Genomic DNA, 13797 nt, shown 5'->3' with positions numbered 1-13797 from the left:
CGTGAAAGCCGACGTTCTCAAGTTCCACCGGACGAAACTCGGGCCATGACCACCGTCACCGTCTCCGTCGCCGGCGAGGACGACCGCGAGGTCGAGCTCGAGGAGATCGCCGGCGGGGCGCCCCCGGAGACGCCGACGTACGCCGACCTCCTCTCGGCGGTCGAACTCAGCCCCCACGAGGCGACCGTCCTCGTCGAGGGCAGGCCGGTTCCCGAGGACCGGCCGGTCGAGGCCGAGCGCGTGACCGTCCTCCGGCTGATAAAGGGGGGATGAGCGAGGAGGTCGCGGTCCGGACGGCGACGCCCGGGGACCGCCTCGCCGTCCGCCGACTCGTCGACGGTGCCGTGCTCTCGGTCCCCGACCTCGACGCGCGGATCAAGGCCGGCGACGTCCTCCTGGCAGTCCGGAGCGACGGCGGCGATGGCGGGACGGGACGGCCGCTGGGAACGCTCGTCTGCGAGCCGATCGCAGGGGGGTGGGAGGTCGTCGCCGTCGCGGTCCGGCGCTCCCGGCGCGACCGGGGGATCGGCCGCGCGCTCGTCGAGGCGGCGGGCGAGCGGGAGGGCCGGCTCGTCGCCGAGTTCGACGCCTCCGTGGAGCCGTTCTACGAGTCGCTGGGGTTTGCGATCCAGCCGGTCGACGACGAGGATCGGTACCGGGGCGAGTTCGATTAGTTCGAGGGCGCGCCCTCGGTTCCCGACGCCTGGTCGTCGATGTCGACGTCGTCGGCTTGCTCCTGGGGGTCCTCGGCGGTTTCGCGGTCGGACTCGCCCGGCGGCTCGGAGGTGTACCGGAGCTCGAGCGAGAGCGATGCGGTGCACGAAAATTCCGTCTCGTCGAGTTCGGTATCCGACTCCGCCTGGTCCATGAACGCGTTACACCGACCGTGGTTGACGACGTTCGAGAGCGTCGCCGCCGACCCACACTCCGGGCAGTCGATGTAGTGGTTGCCCTCGTCGTCCTGGTGCCAGGCGTCGGCGTCCAGTTCCATCATGGCGTGGTCGTCCGTGTCGCTCATACCACCCCTTCGGCCTCGACCCGGATACCGTTCGACCCGGAGAGCGCAACCTGCTCACCGGTTGGGGCGGTTCGCGGCCGCGGCCCGCTCCCGGTGACACTTATTGCCACGGGCCGTCTACGGACAGGGGATGGAATGGCTGATCTGGGCGGCGCTTCTCGGGGTGGCCCTCGTCCTCGTCTACGCGGCTCTCGACCGCCTGGCCAGCCCGCCCCGGCAGGCGGTCCTCCCCGCCCAGTACGATCCGACGAACTACGCGACCGGCCCCTCGTCGATCCCCGGCCGGTGTGTCCGCTGTGGGAGGAGAAACGACCCCGACTACCGCTACTGCGGGAACTGCGCGGGAGAGCTGCCGGACGCCGATTCCGTCTCGGCGGCGGCCCGATCCCGGCCGTTCGGCCGCGAGTGAGTTACACGACCGTCCCGAGCAGCTCTTCGCCCGCTGCGAGCAGCTCCGAGACGCGCTCGCCGTCCTCGGCCTCGGCGTACACCCGGAGGACGGGCTCGGTGCCGCTCGGGCGGACGAGCAGCCACGACCCGTCCGCGAGCAGGAGCTTGAAGCCGTCGGCGGTGACGACGTCCTCGACTGCGACCCCCCGCACCTCCTCGGGAATGTGGTCCTCGAGCTCGGCGATCGCTCGCTCCTTCTCGTCGTCGGGACAGTCGACGCTCGTCTTGTCCTGGACGACGGTGCCGTGGGCCGAGAGCAGCCGGTCGACCCGGTTGTCGATCGGTTCGACGGCATGCATCGCCGCGGCGACGGCCGCCATCAGGACGCCGTCCTTCTCGCGGACGTGGCCGCGGATCGTGAAACCGCCCGACTCCTCGCCGCCGACCAGCGCGTCCTCCTCCTCGATGGCCTGAGCGATCCACTTGAAGCCGACGGGGACCTCCCGGACGGACTCGCCATGAGCTTCGGCGACCCGGTCGATCAGGTACGTCGTCGAGACCGTCCGGACGACCGGGCCCGCGTCGTCCTCGAGCAGGTAGTCGTACAGCGCGGCGAAAAAGAGGTTCTCGTCCAGGTAGCCCCGCTCGGGGGTGACGACCGCGATCCGATCCGCGTCGCCGTCGTTTGCGATCCCCACCTCCGCGTCGCCTCCCTCGACCCGCTCGACGAGTTCCTCCAAATTTTCGGGGGCGGGTTCGGGCGGCGAGCCGCCGAAGTCCGCCCGCCGTTCGCAGCGCAGGCGGGAGACGTCCGCCCCCGCTCGTTCGAGGAGGGTATCGGTCGTCCCCCGCCCGCTTCCGTGCATGGCGTCGTAGGCGACCGAGAGTCCGGAGATACCGTCGGTGTCGACGAGCTCGCGGACTTGGTCGGCGTGGGGCGAGACGAAGTCGACCTCGCGGGCCGAGCCGTGTTCGTCCTCGGGCAGGGTCTCGGGTTCGGCGAGTCGGTCCTCGATCCCGTCCATCACGGGCGGGAGTGCTGGCGCGCCGTCTCCGGGAATGAACTTCACGCCGTTGTACTCCGGCGGGTTGTGGGAGGCGGTGACGACGACCGCGCCCGCGAGGTCCCGGTCGACGATGCCGTAGGCGAAGAGTGGGGTGGGGCGATCCCGTTCGGGAAGGAGGACGTCGAACCCGTTCGCACAGAGCACGCGCGTGATCTCCTCGGCGAACGCGGGCGAGCTCTCGCGGGCGTCGTAGCCGACCGCGACGGGGCCTTCCGGACCCTCCTCACGGAGATACGATGCGACGCCCTGGGCGAAGATCCGAACCCGGGGGGTCGTGAACTCGTCTAGGGTCGCCCGCCAGCCGTCGGTACCGAACGTGATCGCCTCTGGTTCCATGTCTTCTCACTCGCAACGCGGTGCGAAAAAGGCGACGCACGCGTGCTCGTCCCGGCCCGGCCGGTCGGAGTTGCTGCCGGACCGACCGGTCGGTCGTCAGTGATCGTGGCTGTCGTTTTCGTGGTCGTGATCGTCGTTCCCGTGGTCGTGGCCCGAACGCAGTTCGGTCGCCTCCGGCGCCATCTCGTCGCCGGCCGGAGCGCGGAGTTTCGCGTCGAACTCGTCGGGGACGTGGGCGGTGAACATCGAATAGGGCCCGTCCGAACCGACGCGCAACTCGATCGTCGTTTCGCCGGCGGACTCGAACTCGATGCGATACAGCGTCTCAGAGGAGGGTCGTATCGCGTCGCCGTCGGAAACGACCGTGTCCGCGTCGTCGGCCTCGAACAGTTCCGTCGCCGTCTCCCCCGCATGAAAGAGGCCGTGGTCGTCGGATTCCTCGGCGGGGACGAACGCGAGGTCCATCTCCGGGTCGGGTCCCTCGTGATACGTGTAGGTGTAGACCCCTGACTCGAGTTCGTACGACCCGCCCCACTCCCAGGGGGGATCGTCGTGTTCGTGCTCGTGGCCGCCGTCGTCGGTGAGACTGCCGAGACAGCCGGCGAGGCCGGCCGCGAGGGTGGCGACGCCGAGGGCGACCTGACGCCTCGTGGGTCCGGAGACGGGTTCCATGTCCGCTCTGGCCCGTCGCCCAGGATAGCCCTGTCGGAAAATGATCGGGCACTGTCGAGCGCCCGTCCTCGAACTGTCCCCGGGATCCGACGGCGTTTTCCGGTCCGGACCGGTAGTTCGAGGTATGAGTTCGGCCCCACGCGTCGTCGCGGTAAGCGGAAGCCTCCGCGACGAGAGCACCACCCGAACCGCCCTCCAGTACGCCCTCCGGGCCGCCGCGGAGGCCGGCGCGGAGACCGAGCTGTTGGACCTCCGGAAGTACGACCTTCCGGTCTACGACCCCGACGTCGACGGCCAGGGCGACGGCGAGGAGGCGATGCGGATCGTCCGGGAGGCCGACGCCGTCGCGCTCGGCACCCCCGTCTACCACAGCTCGTACTCGGGTGCACTGAAGAACTTCCACGACTACTGTGGCTTCGACGAGTTCGAGGACACCACCGTCGGGCTGCTGGCTTCGGCGGGCGGGGGTTCCTACGGGTCGACGCTCGACCACCTCCGGATCACGGTTCGAGGAGTGCATGGTTGGGTGCTCCCCCACCAGGTCGGCATCCGCGGGGCCTCCGGCGAGTTCGAGGCCGATCCGGACGCGATCGACGGCCGTCGGTTCGTCGACCCCGATCTCCAGGAGCGCGTCGAGAAGCTCGGCCGGATGCTCGCGGAGTACGCCTTCATCGAACCCGACGTGACGACCTCGCGGGCCGCGGCCGACGACTGATCTACTCGCCGCCGACCAGTTCCAGCTTCCGGGCCCGGCTCAGCTGCTTGATCTCGTACTCCCTCGAGAGCGCCGCCGACCGCGACTCGTGGGACTCGCTGTGGACGACCGCGACCGGCGTCCGGCCGCGGGTGTACTTCGCGCCCTCGCCCGCGTTGTGTTCGGCGACCCGACGTTCAAGATCGGTCGTGTAACCGGTGTAGAGGCTGTCGTCGGCACACGAGAGGACGTAGACGACGTGGGAAGCGCTCATGTCGGTGTGTGGATCCGGCGGGCCAAAAAGCGTCGCGGCGTGGGGGCGCGTGGTAATCGACGGCGGTGCGTCCTGGAGGGTCAGGTGCTCCGGGCACGTTCCCGGGCCACTTCGGCGATTCCCGCGTTCGCCGAGCAGGCCGTACACGCGTGGACCTCCCCCGTCTCGTCGGAGAAGACCCGCACGAACCGTTCGGAGACGTGCGCACCACAGTGGTTGCACTCGGGCATGGTCGTGCCGGGCGTCACCGGCACGTCGAACTACTCGGCGTAGGATTAAATACTCTTTCCCAAATTCGACCCGGTTTTTTCCTTCCGGGAGGATTTTTTCTCGATACCCTCACTCGCCGGCGCCATCGATCGCCCGGGCGATCAGGACCGCCTGACAGCCCGCGACGAACCCCGCATCGACGTTGACCACCGAGAGGACGGTACACGACTGGAGCATCCCCGAAAGCGCCGCCCGCCCGTCGCCGCCGAACCCGTACCCACTGGAGACGGGAACGCCGATGACCGGGGTGTCGACCAGCCCCGCGATCACTGTCGGCAGAGCGCCCTCCCGGCCCGCACAGACGATCAGGACGTCAGCCCGCGACAGCCGGTCGACCTGGTCCAGGGTCCGATCGAGGGCGGCAACCCCGACGTCGTCGATCCGGTCGACCGACGCGCCGGCGTCCGCACAGACCACCTCGGCCTCGTCGGCGACGGGGCCGTCGACCGTCCCCGCGGTCACGAGCCCCACCGTCGCCGCGAGTTCGGCGGGCTCGCGGTCGGCTCCGCGGACCACGAGCGTCGATCCCCGCCGCTCTCGGGTGGCGTCCCCGCCGGCGAAACGGTCCTCGACCGCCGCGGCCCCCTCGTCGTCGATTCGGGTAATCAGTGCCCGTCCGGTCGTCTCGACGGCGGTCGCCGCAAGCGAGGCGACCTGTTCGGGCGTCTTTCCCTCCGCGAGGATGGCCTCGGGGATCCCTCGGCGTTCCCCCCGTGCGGCGTCGAACCGCCCGGCCTCGCCGGTGACGTACCCCGCTAGCTCCGCCTCCGCGCGGACCGGCGAGAGCTCGCCCGCCGCGACGGCTTCGAGGATGTCGCGCATAGCGCGTCTCGGGTCCGCGCCTACTCGAATCCGTCGGACCGTGGCGCGCGCGAGCGGCTCGGACGGGCGATCGCGGCCGGTCAGAGCGGTCGGACGGATCGTTCCGGCCGGTGCCACCATCATCGTATATACTTTATGGTGGCAGGAGCCGGTAGATCGCCGTGGGAGCCCGCGAGACGCCCGCTATCCGGCATGTAAACAGAACGTTTATAAGCTGGAAACGGAAAGGAGGTATCGTATGGCAGACCTTATCGTCAAAGCCGCCGTCAAGGAAGCGCTCGATGACAAGAACGTCGCCTCGGACTTCTACGACGCCCTCGACGAGGAAGTCGACGAACTGCTCTCCGACGCTGCCCGACGCGCCGAGGACAACGACCGGAAGACGGTCCAGCCCCGCGACCTGTAAGGTCGTCGAGTCCCCGTTTTTTCGCGCGTGAACCCGCCAGCGGCCGCTGTCGACGGCGGGCCGCGCGGAACCGCTTTTGTCGACGGCGCCCGTAGGAGAGGTATGTACCGTCCGTTCCTCGTCGTCGTCGGCCTCGTCGAAATCGTCGCGCCGAACCGGCTCGTGGAGTGGGGCGAACGGCTCGCCTTCGAGAACCCCGAACGGGCCCGCATTCGCCGGTGGACGGTCCCGATCGCCCGCCTCGAGGGATTCCTCTTCGTCCGCCTCGCCCTTCGGGGTGCCGTGCCGGCGTCGGCCCGTCGGCTGCTCGCGGTCGTCGGCCTCCCGCTGGCGCTTGCCCCGGACCGGACCCTCGCGGTCGCCCTCGGGGCCGCCTACGAGAACGCCGGGGAGATCGAGCTCAAACCCTGGGTCCGGCCGTTCGCGCGCCTGCTCGGAGCGGTCTACCTGCTCGCCGCGCTCGCGGGACGAGCCGACGCTCCCGAGGAGACCGGAACGTTTTGAATCGGCGGGACCCACTGCCCGGGCGTGGCCGAACGCACGCGACTGACGGCGGTCGAGACCGTCCGCGAGGAGGGGTCGTGGCTCTTTACCATCGAGGACCGACATGGGGATCGCGAGGAGGTCATCCTGGTGCCCTGCGAGGACGACGGCGCCGAGGTCGAGGCCTGGGTCAACGTCTGCCCCCACGAGGCCCAGCGTCTCGATCCGGGCTTCGGCGCGACGATCCGCGAGGGGGGGATCGTCTGTCCCCGCCACGGCTCGCTGTTCGAGCCCTGTACGGGCGACTGTGACAACGGCGAGGCTGCCGGGACTACCCTCAGGCCGGTCGAGACGGTCGTCGAACTCGGCTCGGTCTACCTCGTCGACGAGGACGCCCGGTTCCGCCACGCCGGCGGGATCGGAAGCGGTGACGGCGACGACGGGGACGACGATATGCCGGGGTCGACCTCCCACATCGGCTTCTAGTAGTCGATCCGTTCGACCCCCTCCTCGATTCCGACGTAGACCGTGTCGGCGAGGTCGACGAAGAGGCCGTGTTCGACGACCCCCGGGATCGCCGACAGCCGGGTCGCCAGCCCGCCGGGGTCCTCGATGGCGCCGAACGCACAGTCGATCAGGAGGTTCCCGTTGTCGGTGATCACCGGGCCGTCTTTCCCCGCGGCCTCCCGAAGGTCGGGCTCGCCGCCACACTCCCGAAGCCGGTTTTCGACGACCGGGCGGGCGTCGGGGAGGCATTCGACGGGCACCGGCCGGTCGAGGACGTCGGTCGCCTTCGTCGGATCGGCGACGACGAGGAACCGGTCGGCGGCCCCGTCGATGATCTTTTCGCGTGCGTGTGCGCCCCCACCGCCCTTGATCAACGCGCCCGACCCGCGGGCGAACTGGTCGGCGCCGTCGATCGAGAGGTCGACCCCCTCGACCTCGTCCAGGCTCGTCAGGGGGACTCCCGCCTCGATCGCCAGCCCCCGGGACTGGTAGGAGGTGGGGATCCCTCGGACGTCAGCGTCCTCGAGCGCCCGGATCGCGTGGGCGGCCGTCGAGCCGGTGCCGAGGCCGACGACCCACCCCGACTCGACCTCCCGGGCCGCCCGTTGGCCCGCCCGGCGCTTTGCCCCCTCGGAGCCACCCTCGCCCTTCATGCCTCGACGGACGTTCGGGGGCGACAAAAGGGTTGTAGCTTCTCGATAGCGTGTCATAGAATTCGTCTCACACCCTCTACTCGGCGATTATACAGCCTCCACATCGTGCCTGACTCCGTTGATCTCGGTAGTTGGGAGTTTCATTCAAATTATTCTCTTCGAACGGTAGCTATTGAGAACCATTGTATGACACGCTCCGAAGCTATCGTTACACACGGTCTGCTAAGATAGCGATCCCGGTAAACTACCCCGCCCTACTCGCACCCTCCCGCCTTGCGGCGGTCGGTCACTCCTTGAGGGCGGGGCTTTACCGCAACGACATTGTACCCCGCAACCCCATGCAAGGGCGCGGCCCGGCTTCCTCTTACCGTCCACGGGCGGACGGCGGGTCGGAGTTGTTGCTGCGACCCGCCTACCGGATCCGTTCCGTGGATTGTCCCGCCGATTTAATTCCCGGTGTTCTCTCACTCTACCCCAACACTGGGGACGGGGATCGAACCCGTTCGCGGTCGTCGTTCCCGAGTATAGGGTGCGACGGCCACGCCGTCGCACCACGGGAGCCAGTTTACTCGTGGCTCCTACCGACCCCGGCTTGTGCGAGGACGGCAGTATCTCACATAACGGGCGGAGACGGCCTAAGCCTTGCGGTTTCGTCCAGCTTCGCAACGCGATTCCTCTCCACCCTACTCGCTCCCGTCGGTCGCTCGTTGAGGAAGGAGGCTCCTCGCTACCGTTTGCTGAATGGGGACTGTGTATTTTTACAGTTCTCTGTAGAACACTATCTCATGGTAGCGACCACTCAAATCCTGTCCGTTTTCATCATCTTTGCCCTCGCACTATTCGTGGTTCGGATCGGAGCGATTGCACTTCGAATGACTGGTCTCTCACCGGACGTGGCCTCATTTCAGGCAGCATCAGCATTTTCGGGAGCGGGGTACACGACCGAAGAAGCAGAGTTTACGGTCTCGGAGCCAAGCAGACGAACTATTGTCATTTGGCTTATCCGACTCGGAAGCATCGGGATTGTGAGTGCGCTTGCGACACTCCTTCTCTCGTTTATCAACGCCGAGGGCGAGGACTTTCTTACCCTCATCTACGTTATCAGTGGCGTTGTCGGGATTCTTCTTCTCGCTCGTAGCCAACTATTGAATCGAGCATTGACGCCGGTTATCGAATTGGCGCTTGACCAGACGACGGATCTTGCCATTAAAGATTACACGAAGGTGCTCGGTCTTCAGAGTGAATATCGCGTCGCCGAAATCGAGATCAACGAAGACGAATGGCTGGCAAATGATACAGCCAGCGGATTGGACCTCTCTGAGGAAGGGGTGATCCTGCTCGGGATTAAACGAAATGGTGACTATATCGGTGCCCCCCATCCTGATACAGAGATTCAACCGGGAGATACCGTTATCCTCTATGGGAAAGAAGATCGATTACAGGAACTCGCAGATCGAAACGAAGGGGACGTTGAGGCCCACAATAAGGCGCGTGACGAACACAAAAACATCCTCGCTGAACAAGAAATAATCATCGATCAGTAAGCACCCCGATGTAACGATCCGACCGATTTGGGTCCGGGCCCACGATCGGGAAACCCGTAGGTTCGAGTAGATCGCGATCACGCACTTATTTTATCGCCGACTGGGTAGGGTTCGCCGATGGTCGAGACGCTCCTCCTGGTCGGTATCGTCGCCTCGATCTTCGTCGGGTTCAACATCGGCGGCTCCTCGACGGGGATCACGTGGGGGCCCGCGGTGGGAGCAGAGATCGTCACGAAGACGACCGCGGCGGCGGTGATGACGGGCTTCGTCTTCCTCGGAGGGATGACCGTCGGGCGGAACGTGATGGATACGCTGAGCGGGGAGATCATCACGACCGAACTCACGCTGTCGGCGGGGGTCGCCGTCCTCTTTTTCATCGGGCTGGGGATCCTCGTCGCCAACGTCTTCGGCGTGCCCGTCCCCACCTCGATGACGACGGTGGGTGCGATCGCGGGGCTGGGGCTCGCGACCGACAGCCTGAACTACGAGACGATCGCCTGGATCGTCTCCTGGTGGGTCGTGACGCCGATCATCGGCTTCTGGATCGGCGGCGTCATCGGCCGGTATCTCTACCCCGAGATCAACCGGCGGGTGCGAATCGAGAAGTCCGAGGGGCCGCTGTTGGCCCTCGACCGGCGGGGGGCGGTCCCGCGGCCGGAGCTCGGACCGAACACGACCCGGGCCGAGCTCGCCACGACGGCGGTCGTCCTCGTCATCGGCTGTTACATGGCCTTCAGCGCCGGCGCAAGCAACGTGCCCAATGCCGCCGCGCCGCTGGTCGGCGAGGCGGGACTGGAGGTGACCACCGCGGTCGTGATCGCCACGCTCGCGATCGGCCTCGGCGGGTTTACGATCGCCCGTCGGACGATGGAGTCGGTCGGCGGCGAGTTGAGCGACATCCCGCTGCTCGCGGCTCTTTTCGTGATGGTGACCGCCTCGACGATCACGACCGCCCTCTCGGCCATCGGCATCCCGATCAGCCTCGTGATGGCGACAGTGATGACGATCGTCGGCATCGGCTGGGGTCGGGCGACCCGCCCGGTCACCGTCCGCGAGGCGGTCACCCGCAACGCCGGCGACCACGAGATCGTCCCGGGCGCGATCACCGCCGCGGAGACGGCCGACGAGCCGGCGGCCCCCATCGGCGAGGAAGAGCCCGCGGAGGTGCTCCGCGCGGGCGATCTGTTCAACCCGCGGGCGGTAATGAAGTACGTCTCGATGTGGGTCATCGGTCCCTCGATGTCGACGCTTCTGGCCTACGGCTTCTTCGTCGCCTTCCCGGGGGTCGCCTAGGGAGTTTACGGTCCCGGGCCGCCTACGTCGAGTATGCTCTCGCGCATCCTCGTCCCGATGGACAACTCCGACCCTGCCGGCCGCGCCCTCGCGTACGCCCTGGACAACCACCCCGACGCGGAGGTGACCGTCCTCCACGTCGTCGGCGTCCCGTCGATGATGATGGGCGAGGCCGTGGGACTCACCCTCGAGGACGACCTGGACGCGGCGGCCGCCGAGCGCGCGGCCCCGGTCTTCGAACGCGCCCGCGAGGTCGCCGACGAGCAGGGCCGGGAGATCGAGACGGTCGTCGGGATTGGCCACCCTGCCCGGAACGTCATCGACCGTGCCGACGAGTACGACGCGGTCGTCATCGGGGCCCACGGCGCCGACCGCGAGCGCGTGACCCACAGGTTTCTCGTCGGCAACGTCGCCGAGACGGTCTCGAAGCGGGCGCCGGTGCCGGTAACGATCGTGCGCTGACGGTCTCCCGGCCCCGTCGGAGGATGACCCCCGCTCCCGGCCGGGTCTCCCGAAGGGACAGCGTTATTGCCCCGCTCCGGTAACCGATCGGCACACGATGGCAGGGATATCCACCGTTTCCAGGGTTCTCGACGGGGGGGCGCGATGCGGGTCGTAGCGAAGTTCGGCGGCACCAGCCTCGGCAGCGGCGACCGGATCAACCGGGCCGCCGACTCGATCGCCGCCGCCGTCGAGGACGGCCACGAGATCGCCGTCGTCGCCAGCGCGATGGGGTCGATGACCGACGACCTCCTCTCGGAGATCACCTTCGACGCCGAGGAGGAAGACCGCTCCCAGATCGTCAGCATGGGCGAGCGGATCTCGGTGCGGATGCTGAAGGCGGCACTGGCCTCCCGCGGGATCGACGCCCGGTTTCTCGAGCCCGGAAGCGAGGACTGGCCGATCGTCACCGACGACATCGGCGAGGTAGACGTCGAAGAGACCCGCCGGCGGACCGACGAGGTCGCCGCCTCGCTGGGCGAGGCCGTCCCCGTGATCACCGGCTTTCTCGCCGAGGGGACCGACGGCTCCGTGACGACGCTCGGGCGCGGCGGGAGCGACACCACCGCGGTCATGCTGGGCAAGTACATGCACGCCGACGAGGTCGTCATCGTCACCGACGTCGAGGGCGTGATGACCGGCGACCCCCACGTCGTCGAGGGTGCCAGAAACGTCGGCGAGATCTCGGTCGACGAACTCCGCAACCTCTCCTTTCGGGGTGCGGAGGTCGTCGCCCCCTCGGCGCTTTCCTACAAGGACGGCAAACTCGACGTCCGGGTCGTTCACTACCAGCATGGCGACCTCCTCTCGGGGGGGACGAGCATCGAGGGCGAGTTCAGCAACTTAGTCGACATGCGCGAGCGCCCGCTGGCCTGTCTCACCGTCGCCGGCCGGGCGATCCGCAACCAGCCCGGCGTCTTCCAGTCGCTGTCGGCCGCTCTCGGCGACAGCGAGGTCAACATCGACGCGGTCGCCAGCGGCCTCGACACCATCACCTTCTACGTCGACGAGGAGGACGCAGAACAGGCCGAGACCATCCTCCACCGCGAGGTCGTCGCCAGCGACGCCCTCTCTAGCGTCACCGTCGACGCCCCGACGGCCGTCATCCGGGTCACCGGCGGCGAACTCCCCAATCAGCCAGGGATCGTCAGCGAGATCGTCGATCCGTTGGGCGAGGCCCACATCAACCTCCACGACATCATCACGAGCGCGACCAGCGTCGCGCTGTTCGTCCGCTGGGACGACCGCGAGGAGACCCTAGAGATCACCCAGGAACTGTTCTAGATACTCGTTGCCCCGAGGAGCCGGCTACGATCGCCAGTAGGCGGGGGTCAACAGAACGAGCACGGGGATGATCTCGATCCGGCCGATCCACATCATGACGACCATCACCGCGCGGGTGGACGTCGGGAACACGAGGTAGCTGTCGAACGGGCCCGCTGCGCCGAAGGCGGGGCCGATGTTGAGGAAGATCGAGGCCGCGGCGCCCATGGCCTCGAACTCGCCGATGGCCCCGCCGACGCGGGCCGAGTCGACGACGACGACGACCGTCAGCCCGAAGAAGATCAGGATCGCGAGCAAGACGTAGGAGAAGACGTCCCGGATCGTCTCCTCCTCGACGACGCCGTCGCCCAGCCGAAGCGGGCGGACGGCCTGGGGGTGGACGGCCAGAAACAGCGTCCGCCGGAGGGATTTGAGGATCACGAGCCACCGGATCGTCTTGATCGAACAGGTCGTGCTCCCGGCCATCCCGCCGACGAACATGCACAGAAAGAGGAGGTGTTTGGCCGCGGGCGTCCAGAACGTGTAGTCGACGGAGGCGTAGCCGGTCGTCGTCGTGATCGAGATCACGTTGAACAGCCCGTGGCGGACCGTCGGCTCGAGCCCGCCATCGAACTCGGGGTCGCCCGCCAGGAGGGCGACGACGATCAGGGAGGCGACCGCGAGGAAGCCGACGTAGAACCGGAACTCGTCGCTTTCTGCGGGCCGACGCCACTCCCCGCGGGTGAGCGCGTACAGCAGGATGAAGTTCGTCGCCCCGAGGGTCATAAACGGCATCAGCGCCCACTGGGCCGCCGGCGAGAAGCCGCCGGCGCTCTGGGGATGGGGGGAGAAGCCGGCGGTGGCGACGCTGGTCAGGGCGTGCGAGACGGCGTTGAAGAGGTCCATGTTCGGCGCCGCCCCGACGAGGTAGAGCCCGTAGAGGACGACGACGGCGACGAGGGTGAGCCCGACGTACAGCCCCCAGATGAGCCGGGCGGTCTCGGCGATCCGGGGCCGGAGCTTGTGAACGTTCCTGGTCTGGGTCTCGGTCTCCATCAGCTGTGCGCCCCCGACCATCAGGTTCGAGAGCAGGCCGATCGCGACGACCAGGATCCCCAGCCCGCCGAGCCACTGGAGGAGCTGGCGCCAGAGCAACACCGCTCGGGACTGGGCCCCGAAATCGGCGAGGACGGTCGCACCCGTCGTCGTGATCCCGCTGGTGCTCTCGAAGAGGGCGTTGACCGGGTGGGCGAGCGCCCGCGAGTCGGTCACGCTTCCGGGATCCGCGAGGACGAACGGGATCGCGCCGACGCCGGCGACGGCGAACCAGACGGCCGCGACCACGAGAAACGCCTCGCGCTGGCCCAGGTCGCGATCGTCGCGAAGTCGTTCGAGGAGGGTGCCGACGACGACGGTGACGGCGATCGCGCCGGCGAACGCGAGGACGTCCTCGCCGTCGACGATCGCGATGACCAGCGGGACGGCGAGGGGAACCGCGAGCCACCGGAGCACCGTCCCGACGAGGCTGGCGCTGGATCGCCAGTCGACGCGGACCCTCATCGCGGACCGCCGGCCCGCCTCGACCGTCGGTTCGCCTCTCGACG

At 67.9% G+C, this 13797-nt stretch carries 19 protein-coding genes; 11 read left to right on the top strand and 8 right to left on the bottom strand.

Translation table 11 applies throughout. From position 1 onward, the window contains the following. The first annotated feature begins 45 nt into the window (after positions 1-45). Together samp2 and LCF40_RS05845 are read left to right on the top strand one after the other, a co-directional pair. The gene (gene samp2, locus LCF40_RS05850) at positions 46-273 is read left to right on the top strand and encodes a ubiquitin-like small modifier protein SAMP2 (RefSeq protein ID WP_224827730.1); all 228 of its coding nucleotides are present in this window, start codon (positions 46-48) and stop codon (positions 271-273) included. Further along, the gene (locus tag LCF40_RS05845; RefSeq protein ID WP_224827729.1) at positions 270-674 is read left to right on the top strand and encodes a GNAT family N-acetyltransferase; all 405 of its coding nucleotides are present in this window, start codon (positions 270-272) and stop codon (positions 672-674) included. The genes samp2 and LCF40_RS05845 overlap by 4 nt, the downstream gene beginning before the upstream one ends. Here the strand turns inward: LCF40_RS05845 and LCF40_RS05840 are convergent. After that, positions 671-1018 carry a hypothetical protein gene (locus LCF40_RS05840; protein ID WP_224827728.1) on the bottom strand — a complete coding sequence of 116 codons (348 nt, stop codon included), beginning with the start codon at positions 1016-1018 and terminating at the stop codon, positions 671-673. The genes LCF40_RS05845 and LCF40_RS05840 overlap by 4 nt on opposite strands. A 130-nt stretch (positions 1019-1148) precedes the next feature. Between LCF40_RS05840 and LCF40_RS05835 the strand changes: the two genes are divergently transcribed. Beyond that, entirely contained in the window at positions 1149-1427 is a 279-nt protein-coding gene (locus tag LCF40_RS05835) for a DUF7577 domain-containing protein (protein ID WP_224827727.1), read from the top strand. 1 nt (position 1428) lies between these two features. On the opposite strand, the gene LCF40_RS05830 is transcribed toward LCF40_RS05835, so the two are convergent. Continuing rightward, entirely contained in the window at positions 1429-2811 is a 1383-nt protein-coding gene (locus tag LCF40_RS05830) for a phosphoglucomutase/phosphomannomutase family protein (protein WP_224827726.1), read from the bottom strand. A gap of 96 nt (positions 2812-2907) precedes the next feature. Next, entirely contained in the window at positions 2908-3483 is a 576-nt protein-coding gene (locus LCF40_RS05825) for a hypothetical protein (protein ID WP_224827725.1), read from the bottom strand. Between the two features lie 124 nt (positions 3484-3607). Here LCF40_RS05825 and LCF40_RS05820 point away from each other — a divergent pair, with 124 nt between their 5' ends. Continuing rightward, positions 3608-4198, top strand: a complete 591-nt coding sequence (locus LCF40_RS05820) for an NADPH-dependent FMN reductase (RefSeq protein ID WP_114577903.1) — start codon at positions 3608-3610, stop codon at positions 4196-4198. A 1-nt stretch (position 4199) separates the two neighbouring features. Here the strand turns inward: LCF40_RS05820 and LCF40_RS05815 are convergent, their stop codons facing one another. From LCF40_RS05815 to larB, 3 genes are all read right to left on the bottom strand, one after another. Continuing rightward, positions 4200-4451, bottom strand: a complete 252-nt coding sequence (locus LCF40_RS05815; RefSeq protein ID WP_224827724.1) for a GIY-YIG nuclease family protein — start codon at positions 4449-4451, stop codon at positions 4200-4202. Positions 4452-4531: 80 nt separating this feature from the next. Then, a complete protein-coding gene (locus LCF40_RS05810) occupies positions 4532-4681 on the bottom strand; it encodes a DUF7563 family protein (RefSeq protein ID WP_224827723.1) in 150 nt (49 codons plus the stop codon). A 109-nt stretch (positions 4682-4790) separates the two neighbouring features. Continuing rightward, entirely contained in the window at positions 4791-5543 is a 753-nt protein-coding gene (larB, locus tag LCF40_RS05805) for a nickel pincer cofactor biosynthesis protein LarB (RefSeq protein WP_114577905.1), read from the bottom strand. A gap of 238 nt (positions 5544-5781) precedes the next feature. Between larB and LCF40_RS05800 the strand changes: the two genes are divergently transcribed. The 3 genes from LCF40_RS05800 (at position 5782) to LCF40_RS05790 (ending at position 6918) form a co-directional block, all read left to right on the top strand. Then, positions 5782-5949 carry a DUF1931 family protein gene (locus LCF40_RS05800; RefSeq protein WP_114577906.1) on the top strand — a complete coding sequence of 56 codons (168 nt, stop codon included), beginning with the start codon at positions 5782-5784 and terminating at the stop codon, positions 5947-5949. Between the two features lie 102 nt (positions 5950-6051). After that, the gene (locus tag LCF40_RS05795) at positions 6052-6453 is read left to right on the top strand and encodes a hypothetical protein (RefSeq protein WP_224827722.1); all 402 of its coding nucleotides are present in this window, start codon (positions 6052-6054) and stop codon (positions 6451-6453) included. Positions 6454-6477: 24 nt separating this feature from the next. Further along, entirely contained in the window at positions 6478-6918 is a 441-nt protein-coding gene (locus tag LCF40_RS05790; RefSeq protein WP_224827721.1) for a Rieske (2Fe-2S) protein, read from the top strand. Here LCF40_RS05790 and rpiA read toward each other — a convergent pair. Further along, positions 6915-7592, bottom strand: a complete 678-nt coding sequence (gene rpiA, locus LCF40_RS05785; protein WP_224827720.1) for a ribose-5-phosphate isomerase RpiA — start codon at positions 7590-7592, stop codon at positions 6915-6917. The genes LCF40_RS05790 and rpiA overlap by 4 nt on opposite strands. Positions 7593-8377: 785 nt before the next feature. Here rpiA and LCF40_RS05780 point away from each other — a divergent pair. The 4 genes from LCF40_RS05780 to LCF40_RS05765 all read left to right on the top strand — a co-directional run bounded on the left by LCF40_RS05780 (position 8378) and on the right by LCF40_RS05765 (position 12214). Continuing rightward, positions 8378-9136 carry a TrkA C-terminal domain-containing protein gene (locus tag LCF40_RS05780; RefSeq protein WP_224827719.1) on the top strand — a complete coding sequence of 253 codons (759 nt, stop codon included), beginning with the start codon at positions 8378-8380 and terminating at the stop codon, positions 9134-9136. Positions 9137-9253: 117 nt separating this feature from the next. Beyond that, positions 9254-10429: an inorganic phosphate transporter gene (locus tag LCF40_RS05775; RefSeq protein ID WP_224827718.1), complete on the top strand. Its 1176-nt coding sequence runs from the start codon at positions 9254-9256 to the stop codon at positions 10427-10429. 33 nt (positions 10430-10462) lie between these two features. Further along, a complete protein-coding gene (locus tag LCF40_RS05770) occupies positions 10463-10891 on the top strand; it encodes a universal stress protein (RefSeq protein ID WP_224827717.1) in 429 nt (142 codons plus the stop codon). 144 nt (positions 10892-11035) lie between these two features. Beyond that, positions 11036-12214 (top strand): aspartate kinase, encoded by a 1179-nt coding sequence (locus LCF40_RS05765; protein ID WP_114577913.1) that lies wholly within the window; start codon positions 11036-11038, stop codon positions 12212-12214. A 24-nt stretch (positions 12215-12238) separates the two neighbouring features. Here LCF40_RS05765 and LCF40_RS05760 read toward each other — a convergent pair whose 3' ends face one another. Continuing rightward, on the bottom strand, positions 12239-13753 hold the full coding sequence (locus LCF40_RS05760; protein WP_224827716.1) for a TrkH family potassium uptake protein: 1515 nt from the start codon (positions 13751-13753) through the stop codon (positions 12239-12241). Positions 13754-13797: the final 44 nt, after the last annotated feature.

Origin of the sequence: Saliphagus infecundisoli, assembly GCF_020177375.1 — an archaeon.
Lineage (GTDB): Archaea > Halobacteriota > Halobacteria > Halobacteriales > Natrialbaceae > Saliphagus > Saliphagus infecundisoli.
This window is presented reverse-complemented; position numbering and strand designations above follow the sequence as displayed.

Coding starts and splice junctions, on each gene's coding strand:
- samp2 (WP_224827730.1), top strand. CDS start 46: ATGACCACCGTCACCGTCTCCGTCGCCGGCGAGGACGACCGCGAGGTC.
- LCF40_RS05845 (WP_224827729.1), top strand. CDS start 270: ATGAGCGAGGAGGTCGCGGTCCGGACGGCGACGCCCGGGGACCGCCTC.
- LCF40_RS05840 (WP_224827728.1), bottom strand. CDS start 1,018: ATGAGCGACACGGACGACCACGCCATGATGGAACTGGACGCCGACGCC.
- LCF40_RS05835 (WP_224827727.1), top strand. CDS start 1,149: ATGGAATGGCTGATCTGGGCGGCGCTTCTCGGGGTGGCCCTCGTCCTC.
- LCF40_RS05830 (WP_224827726.1), bottom strand. CDS start 2,811: ATGGAACCAGAGGCGATCACGTTCGGTACCGACGGCTGGCGGGCGACC.
- LCF40_RS05825 (WP_224827725.1), bottom strand. CDS start 3,483: ATGGAACCCGTCTCCGGACCCACGAGGCGTCAGGTCGCCCTCGGCGTC.
- LCF40_RS05820 (WP_114577903.1), top strand. CDS start 3,608: ATGAGTTCGGCCCCACGCGTCGTCGCGGTAAGCGGAAGCCTCCGCGAC.
- LCF40_RS05815 (WP_224827724.1), bottom strand. CDS start 4,451: ATGAGCGCTTCCCACGTCGTCTACGTCCTCTCGTGTGCCGACGACAGC.
- LCF40_RS05810 (WP_224827723.1), bottom strand. CDS start 4,681: ATGCCCGAGTGCAACCACTGTGGTGCGCACGTCTCCGAACGGTTCGTG.
- larB (WP_114577905.1), bottom strand. CDS start 5,543: ATGCGCGACATCCTCGAAGCCGTCGCGGCGGGCGAGCTCTCGCCGGTC.
- LCF40_RS05800 (WP_114577906.1), top strand. CDS start 5,782: ATGGCAGACCTTATCGTCAAAGCCGCCGTCAAGGAAGCGCTCGATGAC.
- LCF40_RS05795 (WP_224827722.1), top strand. CDS start 6,052: ATGTACCGTCCGTTCCTCGTCGTCGTCGGCCTCGTCGAAATCGTCGCG.
- rpiA (WP_224827720.1), bottom strand. CDS start 7,592: ATGAAGGGCGAGGGTGGCTCCGAGGGGGCAAAGCGCCGGGCGGGCCAA.
- LCF40_RS05780 (WP_224827719.1), top strand. CDS start 8,378: ATGGTAGCGACCACTCAAATCCTGTCCGTTTTCATCATCTTTGCCCTC.
- LCF40_RS05775 (WP_224827718.1), top strand. CDS start 9,254: ATGGTCGAGACGCTCCTCCTGGTCGGTATCGTCGCCTCGATCTTCGTC.
- LCF40_RS05770 (WP_224827717.1), top strand. CDS start 10,463: ATGCTCTCGCGCATCCTCGTCCCGATGGACAACTCCGACCCTGCCGGC.
- LCF40_RS05765 (WP_114577913.1), top strand. CDS start 11,036: ATGCGGGTCGTAGCGAAGTTCGGCGGCACCAGCCTCGGCAGCGGCGAC.
- LCF40_RS05760 (WP_224827716.1), bottom strand. CDS start 13,753: ATGAGGGTCCGCGTCGACTGGCGATCCAGCGCCAGCCTCGTCGGGACG.